Source organism: Kitasatospora sp. NPDC058046 (assembly GCF_042885595.1).
Classification (GTDB): Bacteria; Actinomycetota; Actinomycetes; order Streptomycetales; family Streptomycetaceae; genus Kitasatospora.
This window is the reverse complement of the sequence record NZ_JBHVRS010000031.1, coordinates 1-11,443: the sequence shown is the minus strand read 5'-3', so window position 1 is coordinate 11,443 and position 11,443 is coordinate 1. Positions and strand designations below refer to the sequence as shown.

The following is an 11,443-nucleotide window of genomic DNA, read 5'->3' as shown; positions in this document are numbered from 1 at the left end:
TGGTCGCGCGTCGGCGCCGGGGGCTGGTCGGGCCGCTCGGGCTGCTCGGGCTGCGGGAGCGGTGGCGGAGGTCCGGCGGCCGGCTTGCCCGCGGAGGGCTGCGGTGCCGGGACCGGCCCGGGCTCCCGCTCGGGCCCGGGTTGCGGGCGGTGGGGTCCGTCGGCGTCGTCGTGGGCGTTCAGGGTGGCGCTCCTTCGCGGGTGCGTGCGGAGGCGGGTTGGCCGCGCTGACACGACCGTATGCCGCAGATCACCCATGAAGCAGCAATCAACTTATTACGGAATTACAGGTCGCCGTCGGTCATCGAGGAAGCATCCGGCGGCTCGCCCCATGGACCTGAATGCACGTCAGATCATCTTCTGCCGCGGCACCCTGGCTCGGCCGTCCGAACCCCAGCACCGGCACGGCGCAGCAACCGGTCGCGCAGCGCCGCGGTCACGGGCGGACGGCGGCTGTCCCGCGCCTCGAACGAAGGCCTCGCGACCGACATCCGGTTCGTCGGGATCCCCGACGCCGGCCACTTCCTGTCGGAGGAACAGCCGGAACTCCTGAGCCGCGAACTGATCGGCTTCTTCAAGGCTCGCGCGAACGCGGCACCCACCAGGCAGCCGGTCATTTGAGTTCGACGAAGATGATGTGGGTGTCCGTCGTCCCGATGTTCTCGCCGACGTGGGTCCGGGCCGGCAGCCAGTTCGCCTCAGGTGCCCGTGTCCGTTCGACCTCGACCACGGTGTCGCCCTCGGTCATGCGGCGTCGGAAGGTGCTCAGGACGACCATGACGCTGTCGGGGTGGTAGTGGAGCCCGGTCTTGACCCCCGGGGTGTCGCGGTACTCGAGCACCCGGACGCGCGCGTTCTCGAAGACGATGCGGTAGAGGTCAGGGTCGGTGACGGTGGGGTCCTGGTCCTCGGCATCTCCTTGGCCCGTCATACGGCGGCAGCCGCCTCGATGGCCGGCGCCGGATCGGCGCCGCGCTGTCCGGGCAGGCTGTCGGGCCCCCGGGGGCCCGTGGAAGCGGGAGCTTGGGCGGTGCTCTGCGTCATGCTGGGCCTTTCGACTTGAGGGAGAACAGCCGGCCGTAGGCGGCCTGCGACAGCGGCGAACGGGACGATGACGACCGGCGGCGGACCGCCACGCGCGACGACAACCCCGGGCCTCCGACACTGCCGCGATCAAGAACGAGGCGCAGCCTGACGCCGCCAACCGGCCCCAACCCGCGATTGCGCCGAACGTGGGCGTCCTGGTCCTACGACCCCTTGAAACCATTGCTCAGATGAGGCCGCACAAACCCGTACGGGTGACTGCGACCAGCGCCTCCACCGGGTCCTACGCGACCCTGACCACGTACTTGCCCCGGACGCCGCCCGCCTCCAGCGCCCGGTGCGCCGCTGCCGTCTCCTCCAGGGGGAAGACCGTGTCCACCGCGGGGCGCAGCCTGCCCTCGGCCACGTGGCGGGCGAGGTCGTCGAAGTCCGCCCGCTTGGGGTCGCCGCTGAAGAAGCGGACCCGGCGGTGTCCGTGGACCGTGCTGGCCGCGACGTAGCCGAACGTCGCGGCGGGCCGTTTCGGGTCGAAGGCGAGGGCGACCATGCGCCCGCCGGGGGTCAGCAGGCGCCGGAAGGCCCGCAGGTCGGTCCCCACGGCGTCCAGGACCACGTCGAAGCGGCCCAACTCGGCCGGCCGCACGGTCCGGTGGTCGACGGCCCGGTGCGCGCCGAGTCCGCGGACGAAGTCGAGGCTCGCCGCGCGGGCGAGGGCCGTGACCTCGGCGCCGTACGCCCGTCCGAGCTGGACGGCGGCGTTGCCGACACCGCCCGCCGCGCCCCGGACGAGGAGTCGTTCACCGGGGCGCAGCCCGGCCTTGTCCCGCAGCGCGGTGATGACGGCGGTGGCCACCGGCAGCGCGGCGGCGTCCACCGGGTCGAGGCCGTCGGGGAGCCGGCCGACCCGCTCGGCGGGCACGGTGACGTACTCGGCGGCGCTGCCGAAACCGGAGGTGCGGCCCAGGACTCCCCAGACGCGGTCGCCGGCCGCCAACCGGGTGACTCCGGCTCCCGGTGCGGCGATCTCGCCGGTGAAGTCCAGGCCGACGCGCTTGGGGAACGTCCGGCCGCTCAGGAGGCGGAGACGGCCGGAGCGGACGGCCAGTTCGCCGCCGTTGACGCTGAACGCGCGCACCTTCACGAGGACCTCGCCGCGGGCCGGCTCGGGGCGCGGCACGCGGCCCGTGTAGAGCACGTCGGGGCCGCCGTAGCGGTCGTAGAGCACTGCCTTCATCATGTGGTCGTTCATCGTTCCGCCTTTGCCTTCGGGGGCCGTAGGGATCTGGCAGCGACCGTAGGCTCTCAAGTGGACGCGATCGTCCGTTTCGACCGGAAGCGAGAGACAGTGATGGCGGAATCCTCTCGGATCACAGCCCGGGACGGGGTGCGGGCGGACGCCCGGCGCAACCGGGAGCGCGTCCTCGTCGCCGCCCGTGCGGTCTTCGCGGAGCACGGGATCGACGCCCCGATGGCGACCGTGGCCCGTCGGGCCGGGGTCGGCGTGGCCACGCTGTACCGGCACTTCCCGACCCGGGACGCCCTGGTGCGGGGCGCGTTCGCGCGGCAGATGGAGACCTGCTCGCGGGCGCTCACCGAGGCGCTGGCCGCCCCCGACCCGTGGCAGGGCTTCCAGCAGCTGGTCGAGACAGTCTGCGCCCTGCAACGGGAGGAACGCGGCTTCCCGGCCGCGTTCGTCACGGCCTTCCCGGACAGCACGCCGGAGCACGCGCGGTCCCGGCGACGAGCCGAGCGGGACCTCACGACCCTGGTGCGCAGGGCCCAGGCCTCGGGCGCGCTGCGGGCCGATTTCCATCCTTCCGACCTCACCGTGGTCCTGCTGACGCACTGCGCCCTGGTGACCGCCCTGCCGGACGACGGTGCGGCGTCCCGACGCCTGGTGGCCTACCTGCTCCAGTCGTTCCGCGCCGACGCGGCCAACGGACCGCTGCCTCCGCCGGCCGCGCTGACACTGCGCAACCTCCCGATGGTGACGGACAGTTCGCAGCGGCAGCGGCACCCCAGGGGCTGACACAAGACGGCACCTGCCGCAGGGCACGCCAGTCCGACGGCTCCGCCGACGTCCCGTCCGTCCGGTTGCGGGGCGCTCGGGGCCGGTGCCCTCACGCTGGTGTCGGGAACCAGGAGCCTCAGTCCCGTCCCGGGGAAGCGACGAACCGCCCCGGCCCTACGGCGTCCGCCGCTCCACGCCGTCGAGCAGCAGACCGAGCCCCAGCTCGAACCCGCGGTCGTCGAGGCCCGTGGCACCGCCGCCGCGGGCGAAGGAGCCGTCCAGGGCGTCCGCGAGCGCCGGGTACTCCGGCCGGTACTCGGCCGGTGCCCGGGTGAAGCCGGCCGCGAAGGTCTCCACCGCGGAGCCGAGTACCAGGTAGTCCACCGCCGCGGCGACCTCCGCCGCGTCCGCGGGGCCGAGGCCGGCCCGGCCGAGGAGGGCGAGCAGCCCGTTGTAGCCGCGCAGCGCGCTGGCCGCTTCGACGCGGCGGCGGGCGAGCAGGGCGATGGCGTTCGGGTGCCTGAGAAAGACCGCGCGGTAGCCGCGCGCGTACGCCGCGAGGCCGGCCCGCCAGTCGGGATCGCCCAGCGGTGTGTGGTCGATCTCGTCGTTGACCAGCCCGGAGACCGCGTCGACCAGCTCGTCCTTGCTCTGGATGTGGTTGTAGAGCGAGGCCGCCTTGACTCCGAGCCGCTCCGCCAGCGCCCGCATGGTCAGGCCGTCGGGGCCGTCCTCGTCCACCACCTGGAGCGCGGCGAGCGCGATCCGCTCGCGGGTCAGCACTGCCCTGCTCGGTCGGCCCACCGAAAAATCCCCTCTTCCGCTCTCCGTGTCCGGAGGCTATCGTGCCAGACCGACAGCAGTTGCTAACAAAGTTAGTTTTATCTGGAAGGCGCAGCCCGTGGCCGAGACCACCCCGACCGATGCCGACCGGCTGGCCACGCTCGGCTACCAGCAGGAGCTGCGGCGCAGCCTGACCGTGCTCGGAAACATCTCCATGGGCTTCGCCGTCGTCTCCCCCGTCGTGGGGCTGTACGCCGCCGTGCAGGTCGGCATGAGCGTCGCGGGCGGGGCCTGGGTCTGGGCGCTGCCGCTGTGCCTGCTCGGGCAGTGCCTGGTCGTCGCCGTCTACTCCGAGCTCGCCTCGCGGTGGCCGCTGGCCGGCGGCGCCTACCAGTGGAGCAGACGCCTGGCGAGACCGGCCGTCGCCTGGCTGAGCGGCTGGATGTGGCAGTTCGCCGTGATGTTCGGCAACACCACCGTCGCCTACCTCGCCTCGCCCTGGCTCTTCGCGCTCTTCGGCACCGTCCCGACGCCCGCCGAACAGGTCCTCGTCTCGGCCGGCTTCATCCTCTGCTGCACCCTGGTCAACGCCTACGGCATCAACTTCCTGCGCTGGTTCGTCGGCCTGGGCATCGCCGCCGAAGCCGTCGCCTCCGTCCTGGTCGGCCTCACCCTGCTGCTGGTCTTCCGGCAGCACGGCCTCTCCCTGCTCACCGACTTCCTGAACGCGCCGAAGGGGCTGGGCATCAGCGACACCGGTGCCCTGCTCGCCGCCGTGGCCGTCGCCGGCTGGGCCTTCATGGGCTTCGACGCCTGCGTGTCGACCGCCGAGGAGACCAAGGACGCCGCCCGACAGGTCCCCAGGGCGATGTGGTGGTCGCTGCTCAGCGTCGGACTCGTCGTCATCCTCAACGCGGTCTCCGTCGAACTCGCCCACCCCGACCCCGCCGACGTCGTCGCGGTCAAGGACCTCGACCCGGTCACCACCGCCGTCACCCACGCCTTCGGCGGCTGGGCCGAGAAGCCCTTCGTCCTCGTCGTCCTGATCAGCTTCACCGCCTGCCTGATGGCCTCCCAAGGCGGCGCCGCCCGCGGCCTCTACTCCCTCGCCCGCGACGACGTCTTTCCCTTCTCCCGCCACGTCCGCAAGGTCAACCGGCACCAGGCGCCGATCGGCGGCCTCGTCGCCGCCACGGCGGTCAGCTGCGCCGCGCTGGTGCTCGGCCTGAACACCTCGGCCATCGGCAGCCTGATCACCTTCGGCAGCGCCGCCATCTTCGTGCCGTTCTTCATCCTCGCCCTCGTCGCCCTCGTCGCCCGCCTGCGCGGCACCTGGACGCCCGCCGGAGCGGTCGGCTACGGACGCCTCGGCACCCCGCTCAACGTCCTCGCGGTGCTGTGGACCGGCTTCGAACTGGTCAACATCTGCTGGCCGCGCGCCATCCTCGCCCCGGCCGGAGCACCCTGGTACCAGATCTGGGCGGCGCCGCTCGGCGTCGGCACCGTCACCCTCGCCGGCCTCGCCTACCTGCTGGCGCGCCGCCCCGACCGCCGCATGACCGACACCGACCAGGAGCATCCGCACACCGCCGAACTCGCCCCCGCCGTCCTGTAGCCGGCGTCGGCCCGGGCGGCACCGCTCGGCCGACGCGTGCGAAGCTGCATCCCACCCCCCGGGCGGGGTCACGTCCCACCAGCGGCCCAGCGCCGCACCTTCGAGGCCCGACACCTCGGACCGTTCAACCGAAAACCCTGGAGGCACCCGCATGACACGCGCATTCGACGTCGTCGAGACCGGTATCGCCGACCTGCGCGCGGCGTTGGAGAAGGGCGAGACCACCGCGGTCGGCCTGCTCGACGCCTATCTCGCCCGGATCGACGCCTACGACCGGCCCGGCACCGCCACCGCGCTCAACGCGATGGTCGTGACGAACCCCCGCGCCCGCGCCGAGGCCGAGGCCTCCGACGCCCGCCGCGCCCGCGGCGAGACCCTCGGCCCCCTCGACGGCATCCCCTACACCGCCAAGGACAGCTACCTCGCCGAGGGCCTCACCGCCGCCGCCGGCTCACCGGCCTTCGAGCACCTCGTGGCCCAGCGCGACGCCTTCGCCATCGAGCGCCTGCGCGCCGGCGGGGCCGTGCTCATCGGCCTGACCAACATGCCGCCGATGGCCAACGGCGGCATGCAGCGCGGCGTGTACGGCCGCGCGGAGAGCCCGTACAGCGCCGACTGGCTGACCAGCGCCTACGGCTCCGGCTCCTCCAACGGCTCCGGCACCGCCACGGCCGCCTCGTTCGGCGCCTTCGGCCTCGGTGAGGAGACCTGGTCCTCGGGCCGGGCCCCCGCCTCCAACAACGCGCTGTGCGCCTACACGCCCAGCCGCGGCGTGATCTCGGTGCGCGGCAACTGGCCGCTCGTCCCGACCATGGACGTCGTCGTCCCCCACACCCGCACCATGGCCGACCTGCTCGAACTGCTCGACGTCATCGTCGCCGACGACCCGGACACCCGCGGCGACCTGTGGCGCGCCCAGCCCTGGATCCCGCTGCCCGCGCCGTCCCAGGTCCGTCCGGCCTCCTACCCGGCGCTGGCCCCCGCGGACGCGGCAGCGGCGCGCGCGACGCTCGCCGGGCGGCGCGTCGGCGTCCCCCGGATGTACATCAACGCCGACCCCGACGCCGGCACCAACCCCGACGGCGGCATCGGCGGCCAGACCGGGCAGCCGATCGACACCCGCGCCTCGGTGATCGCCCTGTGGCAGGCCGCCCGCCGCGACCTGGAGGCCGCCGGCGCCGAGGTCGTCGAGGTCGACTTCCCCGTGGTGACCAACTACGAGTCGGACCGCCCCGGCGCGCCGTCGCTCCTCACCCGAGGCCTGGTCAGCCGCGACTTCCTCACCCACGAGATCCTCGACCTCTCCGCCTGGGCCTGGGACGACTTCCTGCGCGCCAACGGGGACCCCGCGCTGGCGACCCTCGCCGACGTCGACGGCGCGCTCATCTGGCCCAAGCACCCCGGCGAACTGCCGGACCGCTACGCCGGCTTCGACGACGGGGTCGCCGACTACCCGCAGCTGGTGCGCGACAACCCCTACGCGTCGATCACCGACATGCCGCACCTCGAGGAAGGCCTGCGCGGCCTGGAGGAGACCCGCCGGATCGACCTGGAGACGTGGATGGACGAACTCGGCCTGCACGCCGTGGTCTTCCCCACCGTCGCCGACGTCGGCCCCGCGGACATGGACGTGAACGAGGCCTCCGCCGACCTCGGCTGGCGCAACGGCGTCTGGGTCGCCAACGGCAACCTCGCCCCCCGCCACCTCGGCATCCCGACGGTCACCGTGCCCATGGGCACCATGGCGGACACCGGCATGCCCGTCGGGCTGACCTTCGCGGGCCGCGCCTACGACGACAACAGCCTGCTCCGGCTCGCCGCCGCCTTCGAGTCGACCGGGCACCGCCGCACGGAGCCGCCGCGCACCCCGCGCCTTCCGGCCGTCTGACGACCTGACGAACCGTCAAGACAGCGAGGAATTAGCGGGTTTACACCTTCCCGACCATGATTCCACAGACCGGAGAGGCCGCTTCCACCAGAAGGTGGAGGCGGCCTCTCCGGCCCTTCCGCCCCATCCGCGGGTCGGCTCGAAGCCTTGAGCCAACCGGCCGAGGCACTCGACCGGGCGCACCGCACGGGTCATCCCCTGCGCCCGGCGTTACCTGGAAAGGCCGTTCACGGCGCCGGGGTGAGCACAGGTTCATGTCCTCGCACCGGCGCCGGTGCGACGTGGGCAACCCCGATCGGAACACCGCCGCGCGGGGCAGCGGGTACTACCAGGCGATGAGGATGTAGCCGTCGCTGCCGTCGGCCGCGTCGGACGGGTTCCGGGCTCCGGACCCGCCGGCGCCGGGGACGTCGTCCTCACCGGGCGGGTTCTCGCCGCCGTGGCCGCCCGAGCCGCCGGCGCCGCCGTCGGTGCCGTCGCTGCCGGTACCGCCCCGCCCGGCACCGGGCGGCAGGGTGGCGCCGGGCGGCAGGGCAACCGTCGGGATACCGCCCGCACCGCCGGCGGCGCCACCCTGACCGCCGCGGGATCCATTGCCTCCGCCGCCCGGGCGGCCGCCGGGGGGAAGCGCGTTGGCGCCGTGTCCGCCGGGGGCGGCGTCGCCGCTGGCCGCGCCGGCCTGGCCGGAGCCCCCGGAACCGCCCGGGGCCACGCTCACCGAGACCGTGTTCCTGCCACAGGTCTTCGGGGACGCCCTGAACGCGGCGCCGCTCCCACCCCGGCCGCCCGGACCACCCGCGGCTCCGGTCCCGCCGCCTCCGCCCGCGCCACCGAGCGAGCCGGTGGACGCCTCCCCGCCCCGGCCGCCCCGCCCCGCACCGGCCGGCTCACCGGGGAACCCGCTGTGGCCGCCGCCGAAGAGGAGTTCGACGGAGCGGTCGCTCGCGCGGACGTAGGTGTAGCTTCCGTCCGGGCTGAAGAGGCTGGCCCCACTGCCCGGGGTGCCCGCGGCACCGGGCTTGGCGGGCCGCGCGGTGGCGCCCTCCCGGCCTCCGGCACCGCCGGTACCGCCCTGGGAGTTGTTCCTCCTCGGCGGGCCGCCCTTGCCGACCGTGACGGAGAGGACCGTTCCGGGAGTGACCGACACGGCGCAGGTCACGAACACCCCCGCGCCACCGCCTCCTCCTCCCCCGCCCCCTCCGCCACCCGCTCCGCCACCCCCACCGCCGCCCGTGGCGTGGCCCAGGAAGGTCCAGTTCCCGCCCCCACCACCGCCGCCCCCACCGCCGCCTCCGCCCCCGCCGGCTCCGCCCCCGCCGGAGCCGAGCGCGTAGAGGGTCATGGTGCCGACGCCCTCCGGCACGGTGAACGAGTACTTGCCGGCCTGGGAGTACGCCTGTTGGCCGTGGGGCTGATCGACCGCCGCCCGGGGCCCGGCCCTGCCGACCTCGGCCTGGGCGGGGGCGGCGGTCACACCCAGGACGCAGCACAGTGCGGCGGGCACGCACAGCAGGGCCCGCCGGCGAGCGCGCCCGGAAGCGGGCCCACCACCCGAGGCCGACATCGGCGACGACACAAGGAACCCGCCGGGGCGGGAACCGAGGGGACCATGGAGTCTCATGGCTGCATCGTGTGCCAACTCCCATGGCACCGCTGCGCTTTCGACGCGAACTACCTCGTTCGGGTGGGTCGTTCCAATGGGTCGGCCAACGGGCGGAGCTCCCCGCCCACCAGCGGTGACACGGTGACGGTCGTGCTGCCCTTACCGCTGGAATGCAGGACCGGTCGACCCCAAAGGCCCCGCCGGCGTGGCGGCGGGAGCGGAGGCATGGCATATAGGACGCATGCGGACTTTTTTGTAGTTGCGCGACCCCCTGAGTCAGGGGATCGGTGTCGCCGCGGTCGCCAAGGCCGAACTGCACCGCAGTCCTGAACCGGGCAACAGCACCACTCCGCCTCTGGAACCACCGCGCCAGAGCCGGCCTCCCACCGCAGGTCTTCCACCCGCGGAACACCGCGGGAGGGCGTGACCGGCGGTCACCGTACCCCGATCATCCCGACAACCGGGCGGCCGGAAGCGCAAGTTGGCCCTCCGAGTCTCGCCGAGACCGGACGCGGCCGGATCGCACAACCGAACTCAGCAGAAGGAGCAACATCCGATGATGAGAAGCCTCATGGCCGCGAGCACGGCCAGCGGTCTGCTGGCCGCACTGTGCGCGGCGGGCGCAGGTACCGCGCACGCGACGTCACTGGTCGACAACCTCACCTGCGAGGCGAAGGACGCCGCGCTGACATTCGCGAAGGGGGTGACCGACACCCCCGCCGCCAACAGCTACACGCTCACCGGCAACCTCATCAACTGCGAAAGCATGTCCGGGGCCTATCCGAACGTCGACCACGGCACCGTCGTCGCGGTGGGCTCCGGAACGCTCTCCTGTGGCGCCACTGATTCCTTCAACGGGAACGCGACCTTCACCTGGTACGACGTCTCCAACAGGAGCGTCGGCACCACCACAGTCTCCTTCCAGGGCGGAGGGAAGGGCACCTCGGCCTCCGGCGACATCTCCAACCACGAGACCGGTATCACCAACGCGACCAGCACCGTCGCACCCCTCAACAACTACGACAGCAGCTTCGCGCCGACCGGTTTCACCGGCTCGTGCACCGACCCCGGCGGGGTGACAGCCCTCACCGGGGACAACTTCTTCGACTTCAGTCTCATCCAGGTCTGAGCCCCGCCCGACGGGGCCGCCGCCGCACGCACGGGCCTGGCCCCCGCCGCAAAGGTGGCGTTCCGGATCGGGCAGTCGCCCCCCGCGTAGCCGCGAGGACGTCTCCCTCAGCCTCGCCTGACTCCGCCCCGCAGCGGCCGCCTGGACGGTCTGCGGGGCGGAGTCAGGCAGCACATGTGCTACCAGGTGATCAGGATGTAGCCGGGGCCACCCGCGCCACCCTGCCGACCGGTGCCGCCACCGCTGCCGGAACCGCCCGGCTGCGAGCCGGGGTTGGGGCTCGGGGCGCCGCCGTTCCCTCCCTGGCCTCCCGTACCGCCGGCGCCGCCGTTGCCGCCGCTTCCTCCGACACCGGTGCCGGCGGGCGGGGCGACGGAGGCCGCCGGGGCCGCGGCGCCGGTGGAACCGGTTCCGCCGACGCCGCCCGAACCGCCGCGCTCGCCCGAACCGGGGCTGCCCTCCACACCCTGGCCGCCGGTGATGCCGTCGTCGCCCGCAGCACCGGACTGGCCGGCGGTCCCGGGATTACCGGGCAGTTGCGTCAGCGTCCCCGAACAGCGCGTGATGGGGGAGGCGGACGCCGACCCGCCGCCCGCACCCCCTCGTCCGGTGGTGCCGGACACACCTCCGGCACCACCCGCACCCCCCGACGCGCCGATCTTGCCGTTCTCCCCGCCCTGTCCCGCACCGCCGCCGGAGCCGGAGCCCCCGGCGCTCCCGTTGCCGCCGGGCTTCGCGAAGACCCGCGTGCTGAGCCCCGCGATGCCGGTGATCGGTCCGGTGGTGTCGGCGCTTCCTCCGCCGCCGTCCGCGCCGGCGGTGCCCGCCCGGCCGCTGGTCGCGATGGTGCCGGCCGCGCCTCCAAGGCCGCCCTCACCTCCACCGCCGCCCCCGGACGGCCTGCCGGGCCCGGCCACGTAGACCTCGAACCTGTCTCCCGCCGTGACGGCGGTCGTGCACTCCGTGTAACCGCCGCTGCCGCCGCTGCCACCCGCGCCCCCGCCACCGCCCGCTCCGGTGCCGCCACGGCCCCAGACGCGCACGGTCATCCGGGTCACCCCGGCCGGGACCACGAAGAGGTAGACGCCCGGTGTGAAAGCCTTCTGACCGCTCTGCAGCACCGTCCGGGAGACGTCCCGCGAGGCGTCGGCCGCCCCCGCGGGGAACGGCGCGATGAACGCACTCGCCGTGGCCGCCAGCACCACGAAGGCCGCGCGCGCGGCGGGGAGCCGCCGCGGCCCTCCCCGGCCCAGGGAAGTGAACGGTGTCCTCACAGGTCTTCCATACCTTTCTTCGTGGGATCGTTCTGGTCATTCGTAAGATCAGGGCACCCAGGGATGCCGGGTGTGGCTGTCATGTCATTGCCGCGTC

Annotated in this window: 10 protein-coding genes; 5 read left to right on the top strand and 5 right to left on the bottom strand. The window is 73.7% G+C overall.

What is annotated here, in order from left to right:
* The first annotated feature begins 239 nt into the window (after positions 1–239).
* The gene (locus ACFVU7_RS39755) at positions 240–620 is read left to right on the top strand and encodes an alpha/beta fold hydrolase (RefSeq protein ID WP_380777174.1); all 381 of its coding nucleotides are present in this window, start codon (positions 240–242) and stop codon (positions 618–620) included.
* On the opposite strand, the gene ACFVU7_RS39750 is transcribed toward ACFVU7_RS39755, so the two are convergent.
* Positions 613–930 (bottom strand): cytoplasmic protein, encoded by a 318-nt coding sequence (locus ACFVU7_RS39750; RefSeq protein ID WP_380777173.1) that lies wholly within the window; start codon positions 928–930, stop codon positions 613–615. The two genes, ACFVU7_RS39755 and ACFVU7_RS39750, sit on opposite strands and share 8 nt — an antisense overlap.
* A 396-nt stretch (positions 931–1,326) precedes the next feature.
* Positions 1,327–2,292 carry an NAD(P)-dependent alcohol dehydrogenase gene (locus ACFVU7_RS39745; protein ID WP_388050970.1) on the bottom strand — a complete coding sequence of 322 codons (966 nt, stop codon included), beginning with the start codon at positions 2,290–2,292 and terminating at the stop codon, positions 1,327–1,329.
* Positions 2,293–2,391: 99 nt separating this feature from the next.
* Here ACFVU7_RS39745 and ACFVU7_RS39740 point away from each other — a divergent pair, with 99 nt between their 5' ends.
* The gene (locus tag ACFVU7_RS39740) at positions 2,392–3,072 is read left to right on the top strand and encodes a TetR/AcrR family transcriptional regulator (protein ID WP_388050967.1); all 681 of its coding nucleotides are present in this window, start codon (positions 2,392–2,394) and stop codon (positions 3,070–3,072) included.
* A gap of 156 nt (positions 3,073–3,228) precedes the next feature.
* Here ACFVU7_RS39740 and ACFVU7_RS39735 read toward each other — a convergent pair whose 3' ends face one another.
* Entirely contained in the window at positions 3,229–3,858 is a 630-nt protein-coding gene (locus tag ACFVU7_RS39735) for a TetR/AcrR family transcriptional regulator (RefSeq protein ID WP_388050965.1), read from the bottom strand.
* Positions 3,859–3,955: 97 nt separating this feature from the next.
* Between ACFVU7_RS39735 and ACFVU7_RS39730 the strand changes: the two genes are divergently transcribed.
* Positions 3,956–5,452, top strand: coding sequence for an APC family permease (locus ACFVU7_RS39730; protein WP_388050962.1), 1,497 nt, complete (start codon positions 3,956–3,958; stop codon positions 5,450–5,452).
* A 151-nt stretch (positions 5,453–5,603) separates the two neighbouring features.
* A complete protein-coding gene (locus ACFVU7_RS39725; RefSeq protein ID WP_388050960.1) occupies positions 5,604–7,340 on the top strand; it encodes an amidase in 1,737 nt (578 codons plus the stop codon).
* 325 nt (positions 7,341–7,665) lie between these two features.
* Here the strand turns inward: ACFVU7_RS39725 and ACFVU7_RS39720 are convergent, their stop codons facing one another.
* Complete coding sequence (locus ACFVU7_RS39720) at positions 7,666–8,844, bottom strand: hypothetical protein (protein ID WP_388050958.1); 1,179 nt, start codon at positions 8,842–8,844, stop codon at positions 7,666–7,668.
* A 655-nt stretch (positions 8,845–9,499) separates the two neighbouring features.
* On the opposite strand from ACFVU7_RS39720, the gene ACFVU7_RS39715 reads away from it, so the two are divergent.
* Positions 9,500–10,072 (top strand): hypothetical protein, encoded by a 573-nt coding sequence (locus tag ACFVU7_RS39715; protein ID WP_388050955.1) that lies wholly within the window; start codon positions 9,500–9,502, stop codon positions 10,070–10,072.
* A gap of 179 nt (positions 10,073–10,251) precedes the next feature.
* Here ACFVU7_RS39715 and ACFVU7_RS39710 read toward each other — a convergent pair whose 3' ends face one another.
* Positions 10,252–11,346, bottom strand: a complete 1,095-nt coding sequence (locus ACFVU7_RS39710; protein ID WP_388050952.1) for a hypothetical protein — start codon at positions 11,344–11,346, stop codon at positions 10,252–10,254.
* Positions 11,347–11,443: the final 97 nt, after the last annotated feature.

Coding starts and splice junctions, on each gene's coding strand:
- ACFVU7_RS39715 (WP_388050955.1), top strand. CDS start 9,500: ATGATGAGAAGCCTCATGGCCGCGAGCACGGCCAGCGGTCTGCTGGCC.
- ACFVU7_RS39740 (WP_388050967.1), top strand. CDS start 2,392: ATGGCGGAATCCTCTCGGATCACAGCCCGGGACGGGGTGCGGGCGGAC.
- ACFVU7_RS39745 (WP_388050970.1), bottom strand. CDS start 2,292: ATGAACGACCACATGATGAAGGCAGTGCTCTACGACCGCTACGGCGGC.
- ACFVU7_RS39725 (WP_388050960.1), top strand. CDS start 5,604: ATGACACGCGCATTCGACGTCGTCGAGACCGGTATCGCCGACCTGCGC.
- ACFVU7_RS39750 (WP_380777173.1), bottom strand. CDS start 930: ATGACGGGCCAAGGAGATGCCGAGGACCAGGACCCCACCGTCACCGAC.
- ACFVU7_RS39755 (WP_380777174.1), top strand. CDS start 240: ATGCCGCAGATCACCCATGAAGCAGCAATCAACTTATTACGGAATTAC.